The organism is Curtobacterium sp. NPDC098951, from assembly GCF_044759965.1.
In the GTDB taxonomy this organism is placed as follows: Bacteria; Actinomycetota; Actinomycetes; order Actinomycetales; family Microbacteriaceae; genus Curtobacterium.
The window spans coordinates 550,648-573,147 of sequence record NZ_JBIWAG010000003.1; the positions used below are offsets into that span (position 1 = coordinate 550,648).

At 72.3% G+C, this 22,500-nt stretch carries 25 protein-coding genes and 1 riboswitch; of the genes, 11 read left to right on the plus strand and 14 right to left on the minus strand.

Annotated elements, in window-relative coordinates; genetic code table 11:
- The first annotated feature begins 5 nt into the window (after positions 1-5).
- From ACIQUC_RS11640 to ACIQUC_RS11650, 3 genes are read left to right on the plus strand one after another with little or no spacing between them, the layout of a single operon-like run.
- On the plus strand, positions 6-1,022 hold the full coding sequence (locus ACIQUC_RS11640; protein WP_402266944.1) for an ABC transporter permease: 1,017 nt from the start codon (positions 6-8) through the stop codon (positions 1,020-1,022).
- Positions 1,019-1,888, plus strand: a complete 870-nt coding sequence (locus ACIQUC_RS11645) for an ABC transporter permease (RefSeq protein ID WP_402266947.1) — start codon at positions 1,019-1,021, stop codon at positions 1,886-1,888. Before ACIQUC_RS11640 ends, ACIQUC_RS11645 begins: the two co-directional genes overlap by 4 nt.
- Positions 1,885-2,955: an ABC transporter ATP-binding protein gene (locus tag ACIQUC_RS11650; protein ID WP_402266950.1), complete on the plus strand. Its 1,071-nt coding sequence runs from the start codon at positions 1,885-1,887 to the stop codon at positions 2,953-2,955. The genes ACIQUC_RS11645 and ACIQUC_RS11650 overlap by 4 nt, the downstream gene beginning before the upstream one ends.
- A gap of 180 nt (positions 2,956-3,135) precedes the next feature.
- Here ACIQUC_RS11650 and ACIQUC_RS11655 read toward each other — a convergent pair whose 3' ends face one another.
- A complete protein-coding gene (locus tag ACIQUC_RS11655; protein ID WP_402266952.1) occupies positions 3,136-3,615 on the minus strand; it encodes an NUDIX hydrolase in 480 nt (159 codons plus the stop codon).
- Between the two features lie 61 nt (positions 3,616-3,676).
- Here ACIQUC_RS11655 and nagB point away from each other — a divergent pair, with 61 nt between their 5' ends.
- Complete coding sequence (gene nagB / locus ACIQUC_RS11660; protein WP_402266955.1) at positions 3,677-4,462, plus strand: glucosamine-6-phosphate deaminase; 786 nt, start codon at positions 3,677-3,679, stop codon at positions 4,460-4,462.
- 9 nt (positions 4,463-4,471) lie between these two features.
- Here nagB and ACIQUC_RS11665 read toward each other — a convergent pair whose 3' ends face one another.
- On the minus strand, positions 4,472-5,659 hold the full coding sequence (locus ACIQUC_RS11665; RefSeq protein ID WP_402266958.1) for a MalY/PatB family protein: 1,188 nt from the start codon (positions 5,657-5,659) through the stop codon (positions 4,472-4,474).
- Positions 5,660-5,801: 142 nt separating this feature from the next.
- On the opposite strand from ACIQUC_RS11665, the gene ACIQUC_RS11670 reads away from it, so the two are divergent.
- Positions 5,802-8,255 (plus strand): GH92 family glycosyl hydrolase, encoded by a 2,454-nt coding sequence (locus ACIQUC_RS11670; protein WP_402266961.1) that lies wholly within the window; start codon positions 5,802-5,804, stop codon positions 8,253-8,255.
- A gap of 70 nt (positions 8,256-8,325) precedes the next feature.
- Here ACIQUC_RS11670 and ACIQUC_RS11675 read toward each other — a convergent pair whose 3' ends face one another.
- The 9 genes from ACIQUC_RS11675 to clpS all read right to left on the minus strand — a co-directional run bounded on the left by ACIQUC_RS11675 (position 8,326) and on the right by clpS (position 14,131).
- Positions 8,326-8,601 (minus strand): hypothetical protein, encoded by a 276-nt coding sequence (locus tag ACIQUC_RS11675; protein WP_402266964.1) that lies wholly within the window; start codon positions 8,599-8,601, stop codon positions 8,326-8,328.
- Positions 8,598-9,728 (minus strand): N-acetylglucosamine-6-phosphate deacetylase, encoded by a 1,131-nt coding sequence (nagA, locus tag ACIQUC_RS11680; RefSeq protein WP_402267266.1) that lies wholly within the window; start codon positions 9,726-9,728, stop codon positions 8,598-8,600. Before nagA ends, ACIQUC_RS11675 begins: the two co-directional genes overlap by 4 nt.
- Before the next feature lie 110 nt (positions 9,729-9,838).
- Positions 9,839-10,237, minus strand: a complete 399-nt coding sequence (locus tag ACIQUC_RS11685; protein ID WP_022908302.1) for a YrdB family protein — start codon at positions 10,235-10,237, stop codon at positions 9,839-9,841.
- A 7-nt stretch (positions 10,238-10,244) separates the two neighbouring features.
- Positions 10,245-11,123 (minus strand): formyltetrahydrofolate deformylase, encoded by an 879-nt coding sequence (gene purU, locus ACIQUC_RS11690; RefSeq protein ID WP_402266968.1) that lies wholly within the window; start codon positions 11,121-11,123, stop codon positions 10,245-10,247.
- Positions 11,124-11,292: 169 nt separating this feature from the next.
- A complete protein-coding gene (locus ACIQUC_RS11695) occupies positions 11,293-12,645 on the minus strand; it encodes an MFS transporter (RefSeq protein ID WP_402266970.1) in 1,353 nt (450 codons plus the stop codon).
- A gap of 165 nt (positions 12,646-12,810) precedes the next feature.
- Positions 12,811-13,236: a MarR family winged helix-turn-helix transcriptional regulator gene (locus ACIQUC_RS11700; protein WP_402266973.1), complete on the minus strand. Its 426-nt coding sequence runs from the start codon at positions 13,234-13,236 to the stop codon at positions 12,811-12,813.
- A 12-nt stretch (positions 13,237-13,248) separates the two neighbouring features.
- Positions 13,249-13,374: a hypothetical protein gene (locus ACIQUC_RS11705; RefSeq protein ID WP_022906662.1), complete on the minus strand. Its 126-nt coding sequence runs from the start codon at positions 13,372-13,374 to the stop codon at positions 13,249-13,251.
- The gene (locus ACIQUC_RS11710; protein WP_402266977.1) at positions 13,371-13,847 is read right to left on the minus strand and encodes a DUF2017 family protein; all 477 of its coding nucleotides are present in this window, start codon (positions 13,845-13,847) and stop codon (positions 13,371-13,373) included. Before ACIQUC_RS11710 ends, ACIQUC_RS11705 begins: the two co-directional genes overlap by 4 nt.
- A complete protein-coding gene (gene clpS, locus ACIQUC_RS11715) occupies positions 13,844-14,131 on the minus strand; it encodes an ATP-dependent Clp protease adapter ClpS (RefSeq protein WP_022906660.1) in 288 nt (95 codons plus the stop codon). The genes ACIQUC_RS11710 and clpS overlap by 4 nt, the downstream gene beginning before the upstream one ends.
- 37 nt (positions 14,132-14,168) lie before the next feature.
- A riboswitch (ZMP/ZTP riboswitch) is annotated at positions 14,169-14,254 on the plus strand.
- Positions 14,255-14,314: 60 nt separating this feature from the next.
- Here clpS and glyA point away from each other — a divergent pair.
- The 4 genes from glyA to ACIQUC_RS11735 all read left to right on the plus strand — a co-directional run bounded on the left by glyA (position 14,315) and on the right by ACIQUC_RS11735 (position 17,720).
- Positions 14,315-15,598 carry a serine hydroxymethyltransferase gene (glyA, locus tag ACIQUC_RS11720; RefSeq protein WP_083857916.1) on the plus strand — a complete coding sequence of 428 codons (1,284 nt, stop codon included), beginning with the start codon at positions 14,315-14,317 and terminating at the stop codon, positions 15,596-15,598.
- Positions 15,595-16,518 carry a tetrahydrofolate dehydrogenase/cyclohydrolase catalytic domain-containing protein gene (locus ACIQUC_RS11725; RefSeq protein ID WP_402266980.1) on the plus strand — a complete coding sequence of 308 codons (924 nt, stop codon included), beginning with the start codon at positions 15,595-15,597 and terminating at the stop codon, positions 16,516-16,518. The genes glyA and ACIQUC_RS11725 overlap by 4 nt, the downstream gene beginning before the upstream one ends.
- Positions 16,519-16,734: 216 nt before the next feature.
- A complete protein-coding gene (locus ACIQUC_RS11730; RefSeq protein ID WP_022906657.1) occupies positions 16,735-17,187 on the plus strand; it encodes a hypothetical protein in 453 nt (150 codons plus the stop codon).
- Positions 17,184-17,720, plus strand: coding sequence for a hypothetical protein (locus ACIQUC_RS11735; protein ID WP_402266984.1), 537 nt, complete (start codon positions 17,184-17,186; stop codon positions 17,718-17,720). The genes ACIQUC_RS11730 and ACIQUC_RS11735 overlap by 4 nt, the downstream gene beginning before the upstream one ends.
- A 31-nt stretch (positions 17,721-17,751) precedes the next feature.
- On the opposite strand, the gene galK is transcribed toward ACIQUC_RS11735, so the two are convergent.
- The gene (galK, locus tag ACIQUC_RS11740; protein ID WP_402266987.1) at positions 17,752-18,888 is read right to left on the minus strand and encodes a galactokinase; all 1,137 of its coding nucleotides are present in this window, start codon (positions 18,886-18,888) and stop codon (positions 17,752-17,754) included.
- Positions 18,885-19,994, minus strand: coding sequence for a galactose-1-phosphate uridylyltransferase (gene galT, locus ACIQUC_RS11745; RefSeq protein ID WP_402266990.1), 1,110 nt, complete (start codon positions 19,992-19,994; stop codon positions 18,885-18,887). The genes galK and galT overlap by 4 nt, the downstream gene beginning before the upstream one ends.
- 64 nt (positions 19,995-20,058) lie before the next feature.
- Between galT and ACIQUC_RS11750 the strand changes: the two genes are divergently transcribed.
- A complete protein-coding gene (locus tag ACIQUC_RS11750) occupies positions 20,059-20,919 on the plus strand; it encodes a DeoR/GlpR family DNA-binding transcription regulator (RefSeq protein ID WP_402266993.1) in 861 nt (286 codons plus the stop codon).
- Positions 20,916-21,848: an aldose 1-epimerase family protein gene (locus ACIQUC_RS11755; protein ID WP_402266996.1), complete on the plus strand. Its 933-nt coding sequence runs from the start codon at positions 20,916-20,918 to the stop codon at positions 21,846-21,848. The genes ACIQUC_RS11750 and ACIQUC_RS11755 overlap by 4 nt, the downstream gene beginning before the upstream one ends.
- 302 nt (positions 21,849-22,150) lie before the next feature.
- Here ACIQUC_RS11755 and ACIQUC_RS11760 read toward each other — a convergent pair whose 3' ends face one another.
- A complete protein-coding gene (locus ACIQUC_RS11760) occupies positions 22,151-22,471 on the minus strand; it encodes a hypothetical protein (protein ID WP_022906652.1) in 321 nt (106 codons plus the stop codon).
- Between the last annotated feature and the right edge of the window lie 29 nt (positions 22,472-22,500).

Sequence of the window (22,500 nt, forward strand, 5' to 3'; positions counted from 1 at the left end):
GCAGCATGACCACCGCATCGGCACCGGGCGCCGGCGGGAACCCGCTCGTCGGGGCACCCGGCCGTGGGACCGCTCCGGCACCCGTCCCTGCCGGACCCGCCGCGACGACCGCGGCCACCCCTCCGGCGACGACCGCCGATGCCACCGCCCGCCGCGCCGCCGGACCCCGTGTCCGGCGCCGCGGCGGCGTCGCGTGGCTCGGCCTCACCCCGTTCGCCGTCTACGTCCTGCTGTTCCTCGCCGTCCCCGCGGTGATCGCGGTCGGCAGTGGCTTCTTCACGAGCGGCGGCGCGTTCACCTTCGCGAACCTCGCCGCGTTCGCCGACCCGTCGGTGCTCCGCGCCTTCGGGGGCTCGTTCGGTCTGTCCGCCGTGTCCGCCGTGATCGGCGCCGTGATCGGCGCCGTCGTGTGCTGGGCGCTCGCCGCGCTCCGACCGGACGGTCTCGTCCGGTCGATGATCGACGCGGCCGCGAGCGTCCTCGCCCAGTTCGGCGGTGTCATGCTCGCGTTCGCGTTCATCGCCACGATCGGGGCGCAGGGACTCGTCACCACCTGGTTGGTGTCCGCCCTGCACATCGACCTCAACGCCGACGGCACCTTCCTGTACACGGTGCCCGGGCTCGTCATCCCCTACGTCTACTTCCAGGTGCCGCTGATGGTCCTCACGTTCATGCCGGCCCTCGAGGGCGTCAAGGCCCAGTGGGGTGAGGCAGCCGCCACCCTCGGGGCGTCGCGCGCGACCTACTGGCGACGGATCGCGCTGCCCGTGCTCGCGCCGGCGTTCTGGGGATCGCTGCTGCTCCTCTTCGCGAACGGGTTCTCGTCGTTCGCCACGGCTGCGGCGCTCATCTCCCAGGGCGGGATCGTGCCGTTGACGATCCGGACCCAGCTCACCAGCGAGACGATCATCGGGCTGCAGAACGTCGCCGGCGTGCTCGCCTTCGGCATGGTCGTCGTGATGGCCCTGGTGATGGGCGCCTACTCGCTGCTGCAGCGTCGGGCAGCGCGGTGGCAGCGATGAGCGCGGCCACCGGCGGGCGCACGGTCCGGCAGCGACGGACGGGAGGCGCGACCCGCGTCGGCCGCTTCGGCGCGGCCCCGTCGCGGGTCACCGCCGCGATCGTGCTCGTCGTGATCGGCCTCGTGTTCGCCGTCCCGCTCGTCGCCCTCGCGCAGTTCACCTTCCGCCAGGGGACCGACGGCAGCCTGACGCTCGCGCACTACACGGCACTCGTCGACCCGGTGAACGCGGCGACCTACCAGCCGGTGTTCGACGGGCTCGGCGCCTCGCTGCTCATCGCGCTCATCACCGTGGCGATCGTGCTGCTCGTGCTGCTGCCGGCCCAGATCATCACGGCCCTGCGGTACCCGAGGCTCCGCCGGGTCCTCGAGTTCGTGTGCATCGTGCCGATCACCGTGCCCGTGGTCGTCCTCGTCGTCGGGTTCATCCCCGTGTACCAGGTCGTCGCCGAGGTCTTCGGCTCGGACGCGTGGACGCTGTCCTTCGCGATCGGCATCATCGCGCTGCCCTTCGCGTTCCGACCGATCGCCGCGGCCATCACCGCGATGGACATGTCGGTGCTCTCCGAGGCCGCCCGGTCGCTCGGCGCCTCGTGGTGGACCGTGACGTGGCGGGTGCTTCTGCCGAACCTCCGTCGCGGCATCACGGCCGCCTGCTTCCTGACGATCACGGTCGTCCTCGGCGAGTACACCCTCGCCTCGTTCCTCTCCCGCACGACGTTCCAGACCGCGCTCCTGCTCGTGCAGTCGACCGACCCCTACGTCGCCGCGATCTTCTCGCTCGCCGCACTCGTCTTCGGATTCGTGCTGCTCGTCCTCATCGGCCGGGTCGGCTCCCGCCGCCGTGCCCCGAAGGAGTCCGCATGACCGTCACCGCCCCCGCCGCCCCGGCATCGCTCGCGACCGACGGCGCGATCGTCGAACTCGACGGCGTCGAGAAGCACTACGGCGCGCACCGTGCCCTCGCCGGGCTGTCGCTCCGTATCGAACCCGGTGAGTTCGTCTCGCTGCTCGGCCCGTCCGGGTGCGGCAAGACGACCGCGCTCCGGGCGCTCGCGGGCCTCGAGGGCATCGACGCCGGGTCGATCCGCATCGACGGCCAGGACGTCGCCGACACCCCCGTCAACAAGCGGGACATCGGCATGGTGTTCCAGCAGTACTCGCTGTTCCCGCACATGACGGTCCGGCAGAACGTGGCGTTCGGCCTCGAGATGCGCCGCGTGCCGGCCGCCGCCCGCCGCGAGCAGGTCATCGACGCGCTCGACATGGTGCACCTCGCCGAGTTCGCCGACCGGTACCCGCACCAGCTCTCCGGTGGGCAGCAGCAGCGCGTCGCCCTCGCCCGGGCACTCGTCACCCGGCCCCGCGTGCTCCTGCTCGACGAGCCGCTGTCGGCCCTCGACGCCAAGGTGCGGGTGTCCCTGCGCGACGAGATCCGGCGCATCCAGAGCGACCTCGGCATCACGACCGTGTTCGTCACCCACGACCAAGAGGAGGCGCTCGCCGTCTCGGACCGCATCGCGGTGATGAACGCCGGCGGCATCGAGCAGATCGGCACGCCGGAGGAGCTCTACCGCTCCCCGTCGTCGGCGTTCACGGCGGACTTCGTCGGGCAGTCGAACCGCCTCCGCGGCGACCTGCGCGGTGGGGACGTGTTCGTGTACGGGTTCCGTGTGCCGGCACTCGACGCCGCGGCACCGGACGGCCCGGTCCTCGCCTACGTCCGCCCGGAGGACGTCGCCTTCGCGTCGGAGGGCGTCACCGGCACGGTCGTCGCGTCCAGCTTCCTGGGGTCGATCCGACGGACGACGGTCCGGCTCGACGACGACACGGTCGTGACGGTGCAGCACGAGGTCGGGGACCGCCGCTTTGCCGGCGACGCGGTCGCCGTGCGGCTGCTCGGCGCCCCCGTCGCGGTCGCCCCGCTCGCGTAGCACCGACGAGCCACTCCGCTCGCGGAGCGGCGACGGCCGCCCCGGCGAGACCGAGTCTCGGCTGGGCGGACAGTTCCGCGACGCTCCGACCGCGAAACCGTCCGCCTGCGCGAGACTCGGCTGCGCACTTGCGGACGGGAGGCGCGGTGCGGGCTGGCACCGCGCCTCCTGTCCGAGCAGTCAGCGCTGGAAGCGGGTGGCCGGGTCGTCGGACAGGGCCGCGTCGATGCGTGCCCGCATGGTCGCGGGCATCTCGGGCAGGGCATCGAGCGGTGCCCAGAAGGCCTCGATGTTCTCGCCGTCGGCGGGGAACGGGTCGCCGGACACGTACCGGCAGGCGAACACGAGGTCGAGGTACTGCGCCCGGTCGCCGTTCGGGTACGTCATCTCCGGCAGCACCTGCACCCATGCGAGGCGCTCGGCGACGGCGACGACGTCGGCTTCCTCGAGGACCTCGCGTTCGGCGGCGACCGCGGGTTCCTCGCCGGGGTCGACGATGCCGGTCACCGGCGTGAACGCGAGGTTGTCGGCCCGACGCACGACGAGGAGCTCACGGTCCGGACCCTCGCCGCGCGTCACGACGGCGGTGACCCCGGTGAGCCAGAGCGGCTCGTTCCCGATCTTCGAGCGGAGGGACAGGACGAAGTCAGGTGTGGGCATGCCGCCACGCTACCGACACGGGACCCTGTCGCGGACTGGTCATGACCAGTAGGCTGTGACCGTGGAGATCATCATCCTGCCCACGCCGGCTGAGGTCGGTCGCGTCGCCGCGGCCAAGATCGCTTCCGTCGTCGCGAAGAAGCCGTCCGCCGTCATCGGAGTCGCCACCGGGTCCAGCCCGCAGGGCATCTACGCCGACCTGCGACGTCGCGTCGAGGCGGGGGAGATCTCGTTCGCCGAGGCCCGCGCCTTCGCGCTCGACGAGTACGTCGGCATCCCGCTCGAGCACCCCGAGTCCTACGCCTCGGTGATCCAGCGCGACGTCATCGCCCCGCTCGGGTTCGAGCCCTCCCGCGTCCGGGTCCCGGACGGTCGCGCGTCCGACCTCGAGTTCGCGGCGAAGGAGTACGACGCCGCGATCCGTGCCGCCGGCGGGGTGGACGTGCAGATCCTCGGCATCGGCGCGAACGGGCACATCGGGTTCAACGAACCGACGTCGTCGTTCGCGTCCCGCACGCGCATCAAGACCCTCGCCCCGTCCACGCGTGAGGCGAACGCCCGGTTCTTCGACAGCCTCGACCAGGTCCCGACGCACTGCATGACGCAGGGGCTCGGCACCATCCTCGATGCTCGCGAGCTCGTCCTCGTCGCCCAGGGGTCGTCGAAGGCCGATGCCGTGGCCGCCGCGGTCGAGGGGCCGCTGTCGTCGTTCGTCCCGGGCTCGGCACTGCAGCTGCACGAGCACGCGACCGTCGTCGTCGACGAGGAAGCCGCCGCGGGGCTCACGCTCGCCGACTACTACCGGTACACGTACGCGAACAAGCCGGCCTGGCAGCTGTTCGAGTGAGTCCCCGGCTCAGCCGCCCGTGCGCCGCGACCACGCGGTGTGCAGGCGGCTGAGTCCTTCGTCGAGGGTCTCGGCCGAGCACCCGAAGTTCAGCCGGGCGAAGCCGGCTCCCTGCCGACCGAAGTCCGGGCCGCTGCTGAGCGCCACCTTCGCCTCGTCGACGAGGTGTGCGGCGGGGTCGTCGCCCCACGGCAGCGCGCGCAGGTCGAGCCACGCCAGGTAGGACGCCTGCGGTTGCCGGTAGCCGGCACCGGGCAGCACCGCACCGATGCGCTCGGCCAGGGTGCGGCGGTTCGCGGCGAGCTCGGTCAGCAGCGACGCGAGCCAGGGTCCGCCCTCGCTGAACGCCGCCACGCTCGCGGTGTACCCGAGGATCCCGGTGCGCTCCACCACCTCGGTCGGCATGCCGTCGAACCACGCTCGCGCCCGGTCCGAGGCACCGACCATGAGCGCGCACTTCGTCCCCGCGAGGTTCCAGGCCTTGCTCGCGCTGGTCAGGGCGACGCCGAGGTCGGCGGCCTCGGGGCACGAGTCGAGGAACGGCGTGAAGGTCGCATCCGCGTGCACGAGCGGTGCGTGGATCTCGTCGGAGACGACCACCGCGTCCCACTCGGCGGCGAGCCGGGCGAGGGCGGCCAGGTCGTCCCGGGTGTGCACCAGCCCGAGGGGGTTGTGCGGGTTGCACAGCAGCACCGTCCGGGCGCCGTCCGCGAACGCTCGGCGGATGCCGTCGAGGTCCATCCGCCAGCCGGCCGTGGTGTCGAACGGGTCCGCGGTGCCCTCTGGCGCGAGCAGCGGGACCTCGGTCACGGAGCCGCCGGCCTCGGCGACGTACTCCCAGAACGGCGGGTAGACCGGCGGCATGATGACGACCTGGTCGCCGGGTTCGATCACCCGGCGGAGCGTCTCCACCGCGGCCACCGAGACGTCCGTGGTCGTCCGGACCATGTCGGGGTCGAGCCGCCACGACCAGCGGGCCTCGGCGAAGTCGGCGAACGCCTCGGGGAGCGCCCGGCCGTGCCCGACGTAGCCGGTGTCGCCGTTCGTGACCGCGGCCACGAGGGCGTCCCGCACCGGCTCGGCGAGCATGCTGTCCATCTCGGCGACGAACATCGGCAGCACCTCCGGCGGGTGTGCCGTGTACTTCTCGCTGGTGCGGGTGCGGTGCGCATCGAAGAGGGAGACCATGACGCTCATGGGGCCATCCTCGCAGCGGACGGTGTGATCTGGACCTCAGTCGAGGTCGGCGAGGGTGTACGGTCCACGCCGACGTGAACAGCGGGGGAGCGCTCGGTGACCGACCGCACGTCCCCCGTCCGAGGGGTCTAGCGTCGCCGACGTGAACCGTTCCCGCGTGCACCGTCGCCCGCTCCTCCGCCCGCTGCCGCTCGCCGCGGTGGCCACGATCGCCGCGTTGCTCGGGACGGGGATGGTCGCCGCACCGGCGGTCGCCTCGCCCTCGGGACAGGCAGGGCAGGGGACCCGGACCGTCTCCGACCCCGCCCGGTACGTCGACCCGTTCATCGGCACGAGCGGCGACGGCAACACCTGGCCCGGTGCCACCGCGCCGTTCGGCATGCTGCAGTGGAGCCCGACCGGCACCGCGGGTGACCAGACCTCGACCCCGGTCGCGAACGGCTACTCGTACGACGTCGACCGGCTGCGGGGGTTCAGCCTGACGCACCTGAACGGTGCCGGCTGCGCGCCGGGAGCCGCCGGTGACGTGCCGATCATGCCCGTCACGACCCCGGTCACGACCTCGCCGTCGTCCGACTCCACCGACGCGGTCTACGCCGCCGGCTACTCGCACGACGACGAGTCCGCGAGTCCCGGCCGCTACACGGTCCGACTCGACAACGGCGTCCGCACCGACCTCGCCGTCACGACGCGTGCCGGCGTCGGCGAGTTCGCGTTCCCGGCCGGCAAGGCCGCGAACCTGCTCTTCCGCACGTCGAACTCCATCAACGGCAGCGAGGCGGCCACCACCAGCGTCGACGCCCGCACCCGCACCGTCAGCGGCAGCGTCCTGACCGGCGGCTTCTGCAGCCGCCGTGCGAACGGCGGCGGGGCCACCAACCCCGACCGCCGCAGCTACTACCGCCTGTTCTTCACGGCCACCTTCGACCGGGCGTTCTCGAGCACGGGAACGTGGCAGGACGGCACGGTCCAGCCAGGAGGCACGGCCTCCTCCGGTGGGGAGGGGTACCTGACCGGCGCCGACCGCGCCGGACGCGGCTCCGGCGCGTGGGTCGGGTTCGACGCGCGTCGCGGTGCGACGGTGCACGCGCGGATCGGCATCTCGTACGTGAGCGCCGCAGGAGCGATAGCGAACCGCGACGGCGAGATCACCACGCGCGCGACCGTCGCCAGCGTGGCGGCCGGCACCCGCGCCTCCTGGAACCGTGAACTGTCGCGCCTGCGCGTCGGAGGCGGCACGACGGACCGGACCACCCAGCTGTACACGTCCGTCTACCACGCACTCATGCAGCCGAACACGCTGAACGACCGCGACGGGCGGTACCTCGGGCCGGACCAGCGGGTGCACCGGATGGACCGCGGACACCGGGCCGTCTACGGCACGTACTCCGGGTGGGACCAGTACCGGGCGCAGATCCAGCTGCTCGCGCTGCTGCGACCGGACGTCGCCGGGGACATGGCGCAGTCGATGCTGCGGTTCGCCGAGCAGAACGGCGGGGTGTGGGACCGATGGCTGCACCTCGGTGCCCCGACGCACGTGATGACGGGGGACCCGTCGGCGGCGACGCTCGCCACCTGGTACGCCATGGGGGTCCGGAACTTCGACGTGCGGGCCGCCTACCAGTCGCTGAAGCGTCAGGCGACCGTCGAGAACGCCGACGCCGAGAGCGACATCGGCTGCCCGGGCCAGTGCCTCGCGCAGCGGCCGGCGCTCGACGAGTACCTCGAGCGGCACTACGCCGCGAACGACGACTGCTCGTGCTGGGGTGGCGCTGCCGAGACGCTCGAGGACTCGATCTCCGACAGCGCGCTCGGGTACTGGGCGGGGTCCCTCGGGCTGGGCTCCGACGCCCGGATGTTCGCGGAGCGTGGGACCTACTGGAAGAACACGTTCGACCCGGCCGTCGGGTACCAGGCCGCTCGCCAGGCGGACGGCTCGTGGACGCCGGGCTGGTCGCCCTCGACCGGCACCGGGTTCGCGCAGGGCACGAGTGCGCAGTACACCTGGCTCGTGCCGCAGGACGTCCACGGGCTGTCGACGGCGCTCGGCGGCGACGACGCTGCCGTCGCCCGGCTCGACGCGTTCTTCCACGACAGCGCCGGTGCGTTCGCGGTGACCGGCGGCGACCCGACGAAGTTCGACCCGACCAACGAGCCGGACATCCACACACCGTGGATGTACAACGCGCTCGGCGAGCCGTGGAAGACGCAGGAGACCGTGCGACGGGTCGTCGACGATGCCTACACGACCGGTCCGAGCGGGCTGCCCGGGAACGACGACCTCGGCACGATGAGCGCCTGGTACGTGTTCGCGTCGATCGGCTTGTTCCCGCAGACGCCCGGGCGGGCGGAGATGCTCGTGGGGAGCCCGACGTTCACCACCGTCGACATCCGGCGGTCGAGCGGGGAGCGGATCGCGATCCGCTCGTCGAGCACGGACCCGTTCGTGCAGTCGGCCCGACTCGACGGCCGGACGCTCGCGCAGTCGTGGGTGCCGTCGTCACTCGTCACGCGCGGCGGGACCCTGTCCTTCCGGGTGGGCCCGACGGCGACGACGTGGGCGAGCGGCGCGCAGGACCGGCCGGTCGACCGGTAGGGGCCGGCCATCGGCCGCGCACGGCCGGCAGCGTCGCGCCCGGGCCCGGAGCCCACAGGGTGCCCCTCGCTCACACGTCGCGGCCACGTGCCCGAGCGCGGCGTGCCGCGACCAAGCCGATCGTCGATGCGGTGGCCGGCAGGGCGAAGGAGACGAAGACGCCTGTCGCGATCTGGTTCGCGCGGGCATCTCGGTCCGGATCCTCGCCCGGAAGCCGTCCGATGAGCACGAGCACGGTGGTCGCGAGTGCCACGGCCACGCACCACAACGTGATGGTGACCACCGCCAGCACGATCACGATCCGGCGCCGCCGGTGGTCCGATCGTGCTGAGTCCGTGTCCGTCACCTGATCGGCCGTCCGGCACCCCAGACCCGCTGCACCTCGAGCGACGGGGACAGCGCCACCAGGTCGGCCGCGAACCCCGGCGCGAGTCGGCCCAGGCGGTCGCCGAGCCCCAGCGCCGCCGCCGGGATGCTGGTCAGCGCCGCCACGGCGTCCGGCAGCGTCTGCCCCGCGAGGGTGACGGCGTTCCGGAGCGCCGCGTCCTGCGTCAGGGTCGAGCCCGCGATGGTGTCGGTCCCCGCGACGTGTGCGACGCCGTCGGTGACGGTCACGGCGAGGGAGCCCAGCGTGTACGAGCCGTCGGCCGAACCCGCCGCGCCCATGGCATCCGTGACGAAGGCCACCCGCCCGGGAGCGGCCCGCAGCAGCATCGACGCCACGGACGGGTGCACGTGCACGGCGTCGAGGATGAGCTCGAGCGTCACGCGGTCGTCCGCCACGGCGGCACCGATCGGCCCCGGCGCACGGTGGTGCAGCCCCGGCATCGCGTTGAACGCGTGGGTCAGCAGCGTCGCACCGGCGTCGAACGCGGCACGGGCCTGGTCGTAGGTGCCGACGGTGTGGCCGACGGCGACGGTGACCCCGGCGGCGACGAACCGGCGGACGGCGTCGAGCGCGCCGGGGAGTTCCGGGGCGACGGTGACCTGGCGGATGAAGCCCTCGCCGGCTTCGAGCAGCGCCTCGACCGCGGCCGGCGACGGGTCGATCAGGAACGACTCGTTGTGTGCGCCCTTGTTGTGCGGGGAGAGGAAGGGGCCCTCGAGGTGGACGCCGAGCACGAGCGGGTCGTCGGCCATCACCGCGCGGATGCGGTCGAGCGACGCCGTGAGCGCGGGGACCGGGTTCGCGACGAGGGACAGGACCGAGCGGGTCGTGCCGTGCGCGCGGTGCACGGCGAGGGCGGCACCGACGGCTTCGTCCTCGTAGGCGACCCCGCCACCCCCGTGGCCGTGCAGATCGATGAAGCCGGGCACGAGGACCGCGTCGCCGAGGTCGACGACCTCGTCGACCGACGTCGCCGCCGGTCCCTCGGGACCGGAGCCGACCGCGTGGATGCGGTCACCGACGACGAGGACCCAGCCGTCCGCGGTGGAGCCGCCGGCATCGACGACGTGGGCCGACCGGAACAGGGTGCGCCGCGCCTCCTGGCCGACGGACGCGCCGGACGCGACGGACGCGCCGGACGCGGCGGACGCGCCGGACGCGACGGACGCGCCGGATGCGGCGGACGCGACGCCGCTCACCGGGTCTCCTTGCGGAACTGCACCACGCCCGACAACGCTGCGACCACGATGAAGACGATCCCGACGACCGGGTGCCCGATCGAGATCCAGGCCGCACCGGCCGCGATCACGAGCGCGACCTCGACGATGGTCTTGCCGACGATGTCCGTCTCGATGGGGGAGCGCGGCGACCGGAACAGGTACCAGACCACCGCGGCGAACACCGGCGCGCCGATCATGAACAGGATGCCCGGCACCGGGAACGGCCACGCGATGTAGCCCCAGTACGCCAGCGAGACCAGGCCGAAGGCGCACACGAGGACGCGGAGCACCGTCCAGCCGTCGAGCCTCCGCGGGCGGATGGCGTGCGGGTCCGGGGTGTCGCCCCAATCGACGGGGGACTGCGGTGCTGACATGCGGTGCCTACTTGAAGATGATGGTGCGGGCGCCGTCGAGGAGGACCCGGTCCTCCGCGATCCAGCGCACCGCCTGGGTGAGCGTGCGGGACTCCTCGTCCTGGCCGATCGACACGAGCTCGGCGGGGTCCTTCGTGTGGTCCACCCGCACGACGTTCTGCTCGATGATCGGGCCCTCGTCGAGGTCGCTCGTGACGAAGTGCGCCGTCGCACCGATGAGTTTCACGCCGCGGGCGTGGGCCTGCCGGTAGGGGTTCGCCCCCTTGAAGCCGGGCAGGAACGAGTGGTGGATGTTCACCGCGCGGCCCTCGAGCGCGGCGCAGAGCTCGGGCGAGAGGATCTGCATGTACCGGGCGAGGACGACGAGCTCGATGTCGTGCTCCTCCACCGCCTGCAGCACGCGGCGCTCCATCTCCTGCTTGCTCGCCGCGTCGGTCACCGGCCGGTGCTCGAACGGCACGGAGTAGAACGACGCGAGCTCCGACAGGTCCCCGTGGTTCGAGAGCACGAGCGGCACCTCGATCGGGAGCTGTCCGCCGCGCTGCCGGTAGAGCAGGTCGTTCAGACAGTGCCCCGCCTTCGACACGAGCACGAGGGTGCGCATCGGCCGGCCGACGAGGTCGAGCTGGACGCGCGCGGTGTAGCGCTCGGCGACGGGGGCGAGGGCGGCCTCGAACGTGGCGCGGTCGACCGGGGCCATCACCTGGAGGCGCATGAAGAACGTGTTCGTGTCGGCGCTCGAGAACTGCTGCGACTCGGTGATGTTCCCGCTCGCGGCGACGACTGCCCCGGAGACGGCGTGCACGATCCCGGGCTGGTCGTCGCAGACCAGCGTGAGGGTCCAGTGCGTGGGGGTCGTGGCGCTCGGGGCGGTCGGGTCGGTCACCGGTTCAGGGTACCGGGATCGGGCTGTCGGGAGGCGCGGTGCGGCCCCGCCGGTCGGGCTGCGGGTGCCGTCGGACCGGATCGTGCGCCGTCGCGCCGGATCGTGCGCCGTCGGGCCGGATCGTGAGCAGGAATGGTCGGGTGCCGTGGCGCCAGTCGACCATTCCTGCTCACGAAGTGCGGCTCGCGGGCGCGGGCAGCGGCCGCGCCAGCGCCCGGTCGGCGATCGTCAGGACGCTGAGCAGCACCGCGACGCCCACGATCACCCGCGCCAGCACGTGCAGGTCCGGCGTCGTCGGAGCCTGGCCGAACACCCCGCCGATCAGCGAGGACGCCGCGATCGCCCCGATGTACACGCTCGTACGGGACAGCCCCGCGGCGGTGCCGATGGACGCCGCTGGGACGACCCGGTACAGCGCCGCCTGGTTCGACACCGACGCCAGCGCCTGCGGGACCCCGAAGAGCGCCGGTGCCAGCACGAGCAGGAACACGGGCGACCCGGTGTGCAGCAGCAGCAGGAGCAGCCCGCCGACGATCGGCACGACGGCCGCGACGACGAGCGGCCCCCGCACGGCGGTCTTCCGGGCGATGAGGAACGACGCGACCCCGGCGACGACGGCCGCGGGCAGCTGGATGTACCCGGCGACGTCGCTCGAGTAACCCGCGACGTCCTGCACCCACTGCGAGAAGCCGTAGGTCATCGTGTACGCGAGCATGTACACGAGGAACAGGCGCACGTACGTCCGCGAGAGCGCCCCGTTCCGCGCGAGCATCCGGACGTCGACGAACGGTCGCGCCGCTCGGAGCTCCCAGGCCACGAGCGCCACCAGGAGCACGACGGCCGTGCCGAGCAGCCACCAGAGCCCGGCGGACAGGTCGAGCAGGAACACGAGCAGCGCCGAGACGGTCCCCGTCATGAGCAGCATCCCGAACGGATCGAGTGCGGTGAGGACGGGCACGTCCTCGTCCTCCCGCGGCCGGAGCCGGTCCGACGGCAGCCACATCGCGGACACGACGATCCCGAACACCGCGAGCGGGACGTTCACGAGGAAGATCGCGTGCCACCCGAACGCCGCGATGAGCGCCCCGCCGAGGGGTGGTCCGGCGGCGGCGGACACGAGCGAGGTGATCGAGAGCGCGCCGAGCACGAGCGGCGGGGTGGGCTTGCCGATGCGGGTCGAGTGCTGGCGCAGGGTCGTCAGCGCCGCCGGGTACGCCGACGAGGTCCCGATGCCGATCAGGACGCGGGCGAACACCGCGCCGCCGAAGCCGGTCAGGAACTCGGGCACGATCCCGGCGACCCCGACGATGACGAGCCCGGTCAGGAAGACCTTCTTCGGGCCGAACCGGTCGGCGAGCTTCCCCATCGTCGGCTGGGCGACGGCGCTCGCGAGGTAGAGCGCCGCGACGAGCCAGATCGCCTGCGCCGCCCCGATCCCGAGGTCACGGGAGATCGGCGCGAGGGCGACCGACACCATCGTCGTGTTGATCGGGTTGAGCAGCGGCCCGACGAGGACCGGCACGAGGAGCTTCGGGCCGAAGCCGCTGCCCTCCGGGTCGGCCGTGGGGGAGACGGGTGTGGAGGCGGTTGCGGTGGACGTGGCTGGCTGCCTTTGCGACTCGGGTCGCGTCGTGACGGCCAGGAGGCGCGGCTCGCGTCGGTCGACGCGGGTCGCCCCTCCTGGTGGTCACGGTTCGACGAGCGGTTCGAGGATCTGGAGGGAGCGGACGACCACGGCGCGGTCGTCGGGGTCGAGCGTCGCGAGGCGCTCGGCGAGGAGGCGGGTCCGGGCGCGGTGGGACTCGGCGCGGGCGGTCCGGCCGGCGTCCGTCGCGGCGACGATGGTCCGGCGCCCATCGGTCGGGTCCTGCGTGCGGGTCACGAGGCCGAGGTCCTCGAGCGCCTGCACGGTCGCGCCCATCGACTGCGGGCGGAGGCCTTCGGCGCGGGCGAGTTCGGCGGTCGTGGTCGCACCGTCACGGACGAGCCGCCCGAGCGCCGCGGACTGGGACGCCGTGACCTCGTCGACCTTGCCGACGAGGGTGGTCCGGCGGATCTTGCCGTACAGCGTCAGCAACTCACCCGCGAGCGCGTCCGAGCCGACCGAATCCATACCGTCACGGTACTACTTCGACAGGCGAACTTGCAAGGCTTCCTTCTGATCGCAGTGCGTGCCACCAGCGCCGTCGTCCGTCGAGAAGGCGAGCAGCGCCTCCAGGTCGTCGCCGACCGGACGGAAGCCGAGGCTCATCGCGTCGCGGTCAGGGTGTCGACCAGGTGCTCCTGCACGTACCCCAGCCAGTCGTAGACGTCCCGCAGTCCGACGCCCGCGTCGGCGGTGTACGACCGTTCCTCGGTCGCGGAGTCCACGATCCCGAGCCGGTCCGCGATGGTCAGCCGCAGGTCCGTCAGGCAGCGCAGCCAGGCCTGCTCGTCGTCGTGGTCGAAGGCGCCGTCACGGGCACCGGTGAGCCACGCGTGCACGGTCGCTGCGTTCGTGCTCTTCCGCGCCACCAGGTCCGACTCGGTCCAGCGTCGGAACTCGGCGCTGGCCTCGGCGTCGTCGCGGTAGGCGTCCGGGAACATCCGTGCCGCGACCGGGTCCGCGGCGAGGTCCCCGCCGAGCACCTGCTGCAGCTGCTCGGTCAGCGACGTGAGCACGCCGCGCTCGCCGGAGGACATGGCGAGGTGCACGCCGTCGGCGCGCCGGACGAACGGGATCACGGGGCGGGAGCCCGGTCGACCGAGGCCTGCAGTCCGTAGCCGTGCATCGCCTCGACGTGTGCCTCCATCGCCTCGCGGGGTCCGGTCGCCACGATCGCGCGGCCGTCGTCGTTCACCTGGCGCATGAGCCGCTCCGCCTTCGCCCGCCCGAACCCGAAGTGCGACTGGAAGACGTAGGTCACGTACGACATCAGGTTGACGGGGTCGTCCCAGACCACGGTCACCCAGGGGGTGTCGGAGCGGGTCGTCGTCCGCTCGTCGACGTCGGGGCTGAGCATGGTCATGCCTCCAGGGTGACACGAACCGGTGCGCTCGGTACGATCGTGGGGTCGCGACTGGCGTTGGATGGGTCACCATCGGGGAGCGACACCTGACACGGTGCGCGGCCGTACGCCTGGGCCGCGCCCAACCGTCCACCTCCGTCGTGCACGCGCGCGACGGGACAGACAACGAGGAGTCCCGTGTCCATCACCGATCTGCCCGCTGCGACCACGCAGTCCAGCTTCAACGCCCCGCTCAGCGAGGTCGACCCCGAGATCGCCCGCGTGCTCGAGCAGGAGCTCGGCCGGCAGCGCGACACCCTCGAGATGATCGCGTCCGAGAACTTCGTGCCGCGCGCCGTCCTCGAGTCCGTCGGCTCCGTCCTCACGAACAAGTACGCCGAGGGCTACCCGGGCAAGCGTTACTACGGCGGCTGCGAGTACGTCGACGTCGCCGAGCAGCTCGCCATCGACCGTGCGAAGGCCCTCTTCGGCGCCGAGTACGCCAACGTCCAGCCGCACTCCGGCGCGACCGCGAACGCCGCCGTCCTGCACGCCATCGCCTCCGCCGGCGACACCATCCTCGGGCTCGAGCTCGCCCACGGTGGGCACCTCACCCACGGCATGAAGCTCAACTTCTCCGGCCGCATCTACAACGCGGTGTCCTACGGCGTCGACCCGGAGACCTTCGAGGTCGACTACGACGACATCCGTGCGAAGGCCGTCGAGCACCAGCCGAAGGTCATCATCGCCGGCTGGTCCGCGTACCCCCGCCAGCTCGACTTCGCGAAGTTCCGCGAGATCGCGGACGAGGTCGGCGCGAAGCTCTGGGTCGACATGGCGCACTTCGCCGGTCTCGTCGCGGCGGGCCTGCACCCGTCCCCGGTCCCGCACGCGCACGTCGTGTCCTCGACCGTGCACAAGACGCTCGCCGGCCCCCGCTCCGGCATCATCCTGTCCAACGACGAGACGCTGTTCAAGAAGCTCAACTCGGCCGTGTTCCCGGGGCAGCAGGGCGGCCCGCTCATGCACGTGATCGCCGCGAAGGCGACCGCGTTCCTGCTCGCCGGCACCCCGGAGTTCAAGGACCGCCAGGAGCGCACGCTCCGCGGTGCTCGCCTGCTGGCGGACCGCCTCACGCAGGCCGACGCGAAGGCCGCCGGGATCGACGTCCTGACCGGTGGCACCGACGTGCACCTGGTGCTCGTCGACCTGCGCACCTCCGAGGTCGACGGCAAGCAGGCCGAGGACCTCCTGCACGAGGTCGGCATCACCGTGAACCGCAACTCCGTGCCGTTCGACCCGCGCCCGCCGATGGTCACCTCGGGTGTCCGCATCGGCACCTCGGCGCTCGCCACGCGCGGCTTCGGCGACGCCGAGTTCACCGAGGTCGCCGACATCATCGCGCTGACGCTCATGCCGAACCCGGACATCGAAGCGCTCTCGGCGCGGGTGAAGGCCCTGACCGACGCGTTCCCGCTCTACGCGTGAGCGCCGCGCTCCCTCGTGAGCGCTGGGCAGGCGAGGGCAGTGCCGTCCGCATCGACGGCACCGCCCTCGCCGCCCGCACGCTCGACGACCTGAAGGTCCGCATCGACCGGCTGCACGACCACGGGTTCCGCCCCGGTCTCGGCACGATCATGGTCGGGCAGAACGCCGGCTCGGTGTCGTACGTCGCCGGCAAGCACCGCGACTCCGCGCAGATCGGGCTCGACTCGGTCCGCATCGACCTGCCCGAGACCGCGTCGGCCGCCGACATCCGGGCTGCGATCCTGCAGATGAACGACGACCCCCGGGTCACCGCGTTCATCGTGCAGCTCCCGTTGCCGCAGGGCATCGACCCGATCCTGATGCTCGAGCTGATGAACCCGGCCAAGGACGCCGACGGCCTGCACCCGACCAACCTCGGCGAGCTCGTGCTCGCCGTGCCCGGTGGTGCCGGCACGATCGACGCGCCGCTGCCCTGCACCCCGCGCGGCATCGTCGCGATACTCGAGGCGTACGAGGTCCCGATCCGCGGGCAGCACGTCACGATCATCGGCCAGGGGCTGACGGTCGGTCGTCCGCTCGGCCTGCTGCTCACCCGGCTCGAGGCCACCGCGACGCTGACGCACTCGCTCACCGAGGACGTCGCCGCCGAGTGCCGCCGAGCCGACATCATCGTCGCGGCGGCCGGGGTCGCCGGACTCGTCAAGCCCGACTGGGTGCAGCCGGGTGCGGCGGTCATCGACGTCGGCATCAGCCGCGTGGTGTCGCCGGAGACGGGCAAGGCCAAGCTGCGCGGCGACGTCGACCCCGAGGTCGCCTCGGTCGCGGGCTTCCTGTCGCCGACGCCCGGTGGCGTCGGCCCGATGACCCGCGCGATGCTCATGAAGAACGTCGTCGAGGCGGCGGAGCGCCACCTGCACTAGCGGCGTGCGGGGGCGTGCGTGTGCGCGCCGCGATGTGCGCTTCGTGAGCAGAAATGGTCGGGTCCCGTCGTCGGACCCGACCACTTCTGCTCACGAACCACGTTCGGGAGGCGCGGGTCGGCGCCGCCACATCCGCGCGGGTCCGAGGTGGCCGGATTCGGGGCGACCCTCGGATGGGCGCTTCTGTGACGTCCGGCGCCGCGCTACCGTTCGAGCATGACCACGTCCGTCGCGGAACCCGGAGCGCGCGAGTCGCTCTTCACGAAGGACGCCCGCAAACTCATCTGGATCACACTGCTGTGCCTGTTCCTGCAGGTCCTCGGACAGAACTGGTCCGCCGACCCGCGGCTGCCGGGCAGCACGGACACGCACGAACTCGGCTTCGTGCAGTTCGAAGCCCGGCCGTGGATCGGGTGGGTGCTCCTCACTGTCGGCTTCGCGGTCGGCGGCTTCGTCGTCGGGGTCGCTCGACGGGGAGCCGCACGGTGGGACCAGGACCGCGTGCTCGCACTCGGTCTGACCGGGGTGGTCGGGGTGACCATGCTGGTGTGGGTGCTGTTCATCGTGCAATGGCAGTGGGTGTTCTGGGCCGTTGCGCACGGCGACGTGCACCCCGTCACGATCGGCGACGTCTCGTGGTCGATCCAGCGTCTCGAGGGCGCGCCGTGAGCGTCGACCGCGGTGCTCCGGTCTCGCACATGGGGGAGCACATGCAGACCGCACCGGTGATGGCGCACGCCGGACGGAAGCTGCGACCGCGGGCATGGGGCCTCGTGCTGATCGGAGTCGTCGCGCTCCTGTCGTACCCGACGCTCACGATGTGGTCCGCCGCGGCGGAGTACGGCGGGACGGACGGCGACGGGCACTGGATCGACGACGCGGGCAACCTGCTGTCGAGTGCCCCACGCACAGTACAGGTCGAGGGACATCCAGCGCCGGCCGCGATCGCCGTCCTGCTGCTCGTGGTCGTCGTCGGCACGTTCCTCCCGCCGACGCTCGAGCGGCTCGGCAAGCGATCGCTCGGCGACGTCATCCGGTTCGCGGCGTACCTGGCCGTCCCGGTGGTGGTCGTGCTGGGCGTGCTGGTCTACACCGTGTGGCAAGGACACGTCGTGATCGACCAGATCCACCACGAGGTCCCGCACCCGCACGGGTTCCCGTGGGGCGGCGTGACGGTCACCACAGGGCACGCGACCCGCTGACCGGCGGCTCGACCGGCGCGGCGGAGGCGCGTCAGTCGCGCCGGGCGCCCTGCGCGGCGTGCACCGTGAAGACCGTCGGCTCGCGGTACCCGGCAGCGGCGAAGGCGGCGGTGACCGCGTCTGCGATCGTCTGCCGCGCCTCCTGGTCGACCAACGCGATCGCCGCACCACCGAAGCCGCCGCCGGTCATCCGCGCGCCGACCGCACCGTGCGCCATCGCGGTCTCGACCGCGAGGTCGAGCTCCGGCACCGAGATCTCGAAGTCGTCGCGCATCGACGCGTGCGAGGCGACGAGCAGCGAGCCGATGGAGCGCGGTCCGTGCTCGCGCAGCGTGCGGACGGTGTCGAGGACACGCTGGTCCTCGGTCACGACGTGCCGGACGCGACGGAAGGTCTCGTCGTCGAGGAGTTCCTGCGCCCGCGGCAGGTCGTCGACCGACAGGTCGCGCAGCGCCTCGACGCCCATCACCGAGGCACCCCGCTCGCACGAGTCGCGTCGGGCCTTGTAGCCGCCGGTGGCGTGGGCGTGCTCGACGCGCGTGTCGACGACGAGGACCTCGAGCCCGTTCGCCTCGAGCGCGAGGTCGACGACGGCGGTGTCGAGCGTCCGGCAGTCGAGGAAGACCACCGCGTCCTGCTCGCCGAGCAGCGAGGCGGACTGGTCCATGATGCCGGTCGGCGCACCGACGGCGTGGTTCTCGGAGTACTGGCCGACGCGTGCGAGCTGCTTCCGGCTCAGGCCGAGCTCCCACAGGTCGTTGAACGCGAGTGCGACGCCGCACTCGATCGCCGCGCTCGAGGACAGGCCCGCGCCGACGGGGACGTCCGACTCGATGAAGACGTCGAAGCCGGTCTTGTCCGTGAGGTCCGCACCCGCCTGCTCACGCAGCGCCCACGCGATGCCGAGGACGTAGGCCGACCAGCCGCTCATCCGCGACGGCTCGAGCTCGTCGAGGCTCAGCTCGAACACCGAGGACGCGTCGAAGGCCGAGGCGACCCGCAGCACGCGGTCTGTCCGCGGGGCGATCGAGGCGGTCGTGCGACGGTCGATCGCGAAGGGCAGGACGTAGCCGTCGTTGTAGTCGGTGTGCTCGCCGATGAGGTTGACCCGACCGGGCGCGGAGTACCGCACCGTGGGTTCGTACCCGTAGACCTGCTGGAACGTCATGCGCGTTCGATCCCTCCTCGGATGAACTCGGCCGCCTTCTCGGGGACGAGGTCCCCGATCCACGCGCCCATGGCGGCTTCACTGCCGGCCAGGAACTTGAGCTTGTCCGCCGCGCGACGCGGGGACGTGATCTGGAGCATGAGCCGCACGGTGTCGCGGCCGGTGTGCACCGGCGCCTGGTGCCAGGCGGCGATGTACGGCGTCGGGTCGTCGTAGAGCTTGTCGATGCCGCGGGTGAGCCGCAGGTGCATGTGCGCCAGCTCGTCCTTCTCGGCGTCGGTGAGGCCGGCGAAGTCGGGGACGTGCCGGTGCGGGAGCATGTGGATCTCGATGGGCCAGCGCGCGGCGAACGGCACGAAGGCGGTGAAGTGCTCACCGGCGAGGACGACCCGGTCGGACGCGCGCTCGTTCGCGAGGTGCTGCTCGAACAGGTCCGGTCCGAACCGCTCGATCGACGAGAGGAGGCGCTGAGTGCGCGGCGTGACGTAGGGGTAGGCGTAGATCTGCCCGTGCGGGTGGTGGAGCGTGACGCCGATGGCCTCGCCGCGGTTCTCGAACGGGAACACCTGCTGGATGCCCGGGAGCTCGGAGAGCGCCGCGGTGCGGTCCGCCCACGCCTCGACCACGGTGCGGGCGCGCGACTCGGAGATCGACGCGAAGGAGCCCTCGGTCGCGGGCGAGAAGCACACGACCTCGCACCGGCCGACGCTCCGGAACTGCCGGTTCAGCCCGACGTCGGACAGGGAGTCGAGCGACGACGGTGCGTCGGCAGCCCCGTCCGGACCCGCGAGCTCCGGACCGAACGACGGCGAACGGTTCTCGAACACCGCGACGTCGTACCGGCTCGGGATCTCGGAGGGGTTCTCCGGCGTCTGCGGGGCGAGCGGGTCCTGGTCGGCCGGCGGCAGGAACACCCGGTTCTGCCGGCTCGCCGCGATGGAGACCCACTCGCCGGTCAGGACGTCCTGGCGCATGCGCGCCGTCTCCGGCCGCGGGTCGAGCACGCGCTGGTCGATGCTGCGTTCTGCGGGCAGCGTCGAGTCAGCGTCGTCGAAGTAGAAGAGGTCGCGTCCGTCCGCGAGCTTCGTCACGCGCTTGGTGATCACCGCACCACCCTAGCGGCTCGGCGAAGCATTGCGAAAGTGTTCGGAAGCACGCGAAACTGGTGTCATGACCGACGACGACCTCGCCTTCCTGGCCGGCGCCCTCCCCGCGCCGCTGCGGCAGGACCGCATCGTCTCCATCGTCGACGGTGCGCCCGGCCTCGTCCGGACGGCCGCGTTGGCAGCGGCGCTCGGCACCAGCGAGGTGACCGTCCGACAGGACCTCGCCTCGCTCGACCAGGAGGCGCGGATCCGGCGGGTGCACGGCGGTGCGGTCCGCCTCGGGGCCGGTTCCACCGAGCGCCCCTTCGAGGAGACCGCCGTCGAGCACCAGGTGGCGAAGGCCGCCATCGGCCGCGCTGCGGCCGCCCTCGTCCGCTCCGGCCAGTGCGTCGTGCTCGACGTCGGCACGACGCCGGCCGCGGTGGCGACGGCCCTGGTCGCCCGGGAAGACCTCGTCGACGTCACGGTGGTGACCAACTCGTTGACGACCGCACTCGTGCTCGAGGCCGCGGTGCCGCGCTTCACGGTCATCGTCACCGGCGGCACACTGCGCCCGCTGCAGCACTCGCTGGTCGCGCCCTTCAACGGGGCGGTGCTGCCGATGATCGCGGCGGACACCGTGTTCCTCGGCGGCACCGGGCTCGACGTCGCCCACGGCCTCACCAACGTGAACCTGCCCGAGACCGAGGCGAAGCGGATGCTCGCGGCCACGGCTCGGCGTACCGTCGTGGTCGCGGACGGGTCGAAGTTCGGCCGAGCCCACCTCGGGGTGGTCCGCGCGCTCGAGGACATCGACGTCGTCGTCACCGCCGAGACCACGGCGGAGCAGGTCGCCCCGATCCGGGCGGCAGGCGTCCAGGTGGTCGTGGCGGACGAGCCCGCCGGTGGCGATCCGGCACGCAACGGAAGGAACCAGACCGCATGACCGCAGCGCCCACCGGAGGCCAGTACCACCTCCGTCACGCCGGCCCCGACGGCGTCGTCGAGGCGATCGTCACCGAGGTGGCCGCCGGCATCCGCGAACTCCGTGTCGCGGGCTTCGACCTCACCGAGCCGTTCCCGGTCACGTCGCAGCCGCCCGGGGCGAACGGGATCGTGCTCGCACCCTGGCCGAACCGCGTCGCCGGCGGTGTGTGGGAACTCGACGGCACGCGGCAGCAGCTCGACGTCTCGGAGCCGAAGTACGGCAACGCCTCGCACGGGCTGCTCCGCTTCGCCCCGTACCGCGTGGTGACCCAGACCGAGTCCGGCATCGTGCAGGAAGCCACCATCCACCCCCAGCACGGCTGGGCCTTCACCCTCGAGACGCGGGTGCACCACGAACTCGTCGACGACGGCATCCGTGTGACGCACGAGGTCGTGAACCGCTCCGGCGTCAAGGCGCCGTTCGCGATCGGGGCGCACCCCTACCTGCGTGCCGGTGACACCCCGGCCGACGACCTCGTCGTCCGGCTCGACGCCGCGACCGCGTTCACCGTCGACGACAGGAAGATCCCGAACGGCACGGTCCCGGTCGAGGGCACGCCGTTCGACCTGCGGTCCGGCGTCCGCGCCGGTGACGCCGACCTCGACACCGCCTACACGGACGTCACCCCGGACGCCGACGGGATCCGCCGCACGACGATGCACGGACCGGAGGGCGACGGCGTCGAACTCTGGCAGGACGGGTCGTTCCCGTACGTGCAGGTCTTCACGTCCCGCGAGTTCCCCCGCGGCGACGGCACCGGGCTGGCCGTGGCGGTGGAGCCGATGACGGCGCCCGCGAACGCGCTCAACTCCGGCGAGGGGCTGCGCTGGCTCGAGCCGGACGAGTCCTGGACCGGCAGCTGGGGCATCCGCCGCGTCTGGTCCTGACCCGGCGGTCGGCGAGGGCGCGCCGCACCCGAGACTCGGCTCGGCGGACAGTTTCGTGCCTCGTGCGCCGCGGAAGTGTCCGCGTGGGCGAGACTCGGCTCGGCGGACGGTTTCGTGCCTCGTGCGCCGCGGAAGTGTCCGCGTGGGCGAGTCTCGGCTCGGCGGACGGTTTCGTGCCACGTGCGCCGCAGAACTGTCCGCGTGGGCGAGTCTCGGCTCGGTGGGTGACGGCCGGCCGCGCTGCTCCGGACACGAACAAGGCCGCCCCGTGTGGGGCGGCCTTCGTCGTTCGGTGGGCAGGATCAGGCGCGGCGCATGCGCAGCGCCTCGACCGCGAGCGACTCGCTCGCGTACCGGCCGACCTCGTGCGCCCAGGCCGGGTCGTCGCCGCGGAGGGCGATGAAGTCCTTGCGCTGCCGGCAGACGTAGCCGAGCACCGATGTGCCGGTCGCCACCTCGACGAAGTCCTTGCGGATGTGGCGGGTCGTGACCTGGGCGTTCCGGCGGAGCGTGTCGAGCAGGAGCTCGTTGCTCATCGTCGTGTTGGTCGCTGCTGCGAGCTCGACGATGCGGCGCGCGTCACCGGTGGTGCTGGTCTGCGTGGCTTCGATGGGCTCGATCACGGTGTACCCCGTTCGTTCTGCGATGGTGC

Bases quoted from the DNA above. Each gene is read 5' to 3' on its own strand.
- ACIQUC_RS11645 (WP_402266947.1), top strand. From the start codon at position 1,019: ATGAGCGCGGCCACCGGCGGGCGCACGGTCCGGCAGCGACGGACGGGA.
- ACIQUC_RS11650 (WP_402266950.1), top strand. From the start codon at position 1,885: ATGACCGTCACCGCCCCCGCCGCCCCGGCATCGCTCGCGACCGACGGC.
- ACIQUC_RS11750 (WP_402266993.1), top strand. From the start codon at position 20,059: ATGACCGACGACGACCTCGCCTTCCTGGCCGGCGCCCTCCCCGCGCCG.
- ACIQUC_RS11685 (WP_022908302.1), bottom strand. From the start codon at position 10,237: ATGTCAGCACCGCAGTCCCCCGTCGATTGGGGCGACACCCCGGACCCG.
- galK (WP_402266987.1), bottom strand. From the start codon at position 18,888: ATGACGTTCCAGCAGGTCTACGGGTACGAACCCACGGTGCGGTACTCC.
- ACIQUC_RS11755 (WP_402266996.1), top strand. From the start codon at position 20,916: ATGACCGCAGCGCCCACCGGAGGCCAGTACCACCTCCGTCACGCCGGC.
- ACIQUC_RS11665 (WP_402266958.1), bottom strand. From the start codon at position 5,659: ATGAGCGTCATGGTCTCCCTCTTCGATGCGCACCGCACCCGCACCAGC.
- clpS (WP_022906660.1), bottom strand. From the start codon at position 14,131: ATGACCATGCTCAGCCCCGACGTCGACGAGCGGACGACGACCCGCTCC.
- ACIQUC_RS11655 (WP_402266952.1), bottom strand. From the start codon at position 3,615: ATGCCCACACCTGACTTCGTCCTGTCCCTCCGCTCGAAGATCGGGAAC.
- ACIQUC_RS11640 (WP_402266944.1), top strand. From the start codon at position 6: ATGACCACCGCATCGGCACCGGGCGCCGGCGGGAACCCGCTCGTCGGG.
- ACIQUC_RS11705 (WP_022906662.1), bottom strand. From the start codon at position 13,374: ATGAGCCTCGGCTTCCGTCCGGTCGGCGACGACCTGGAGGCGCTGCTC.
- ACIQUC_RS11700 (WP_402266973.1), bottom strand. From the start codon at position 13,236: ATGGATTCGGTCGGCTCGGACGCGCTCGCGGGTGAGTTGCTGACGCTG.
- ACIQUC_RS11730 (WP_022906657.1), top strand. From the start codon at position 16,735: ATGACCACGTCCGTCGCGGAACCCGGAGCGCGCGAGTCGCTCTTCACG.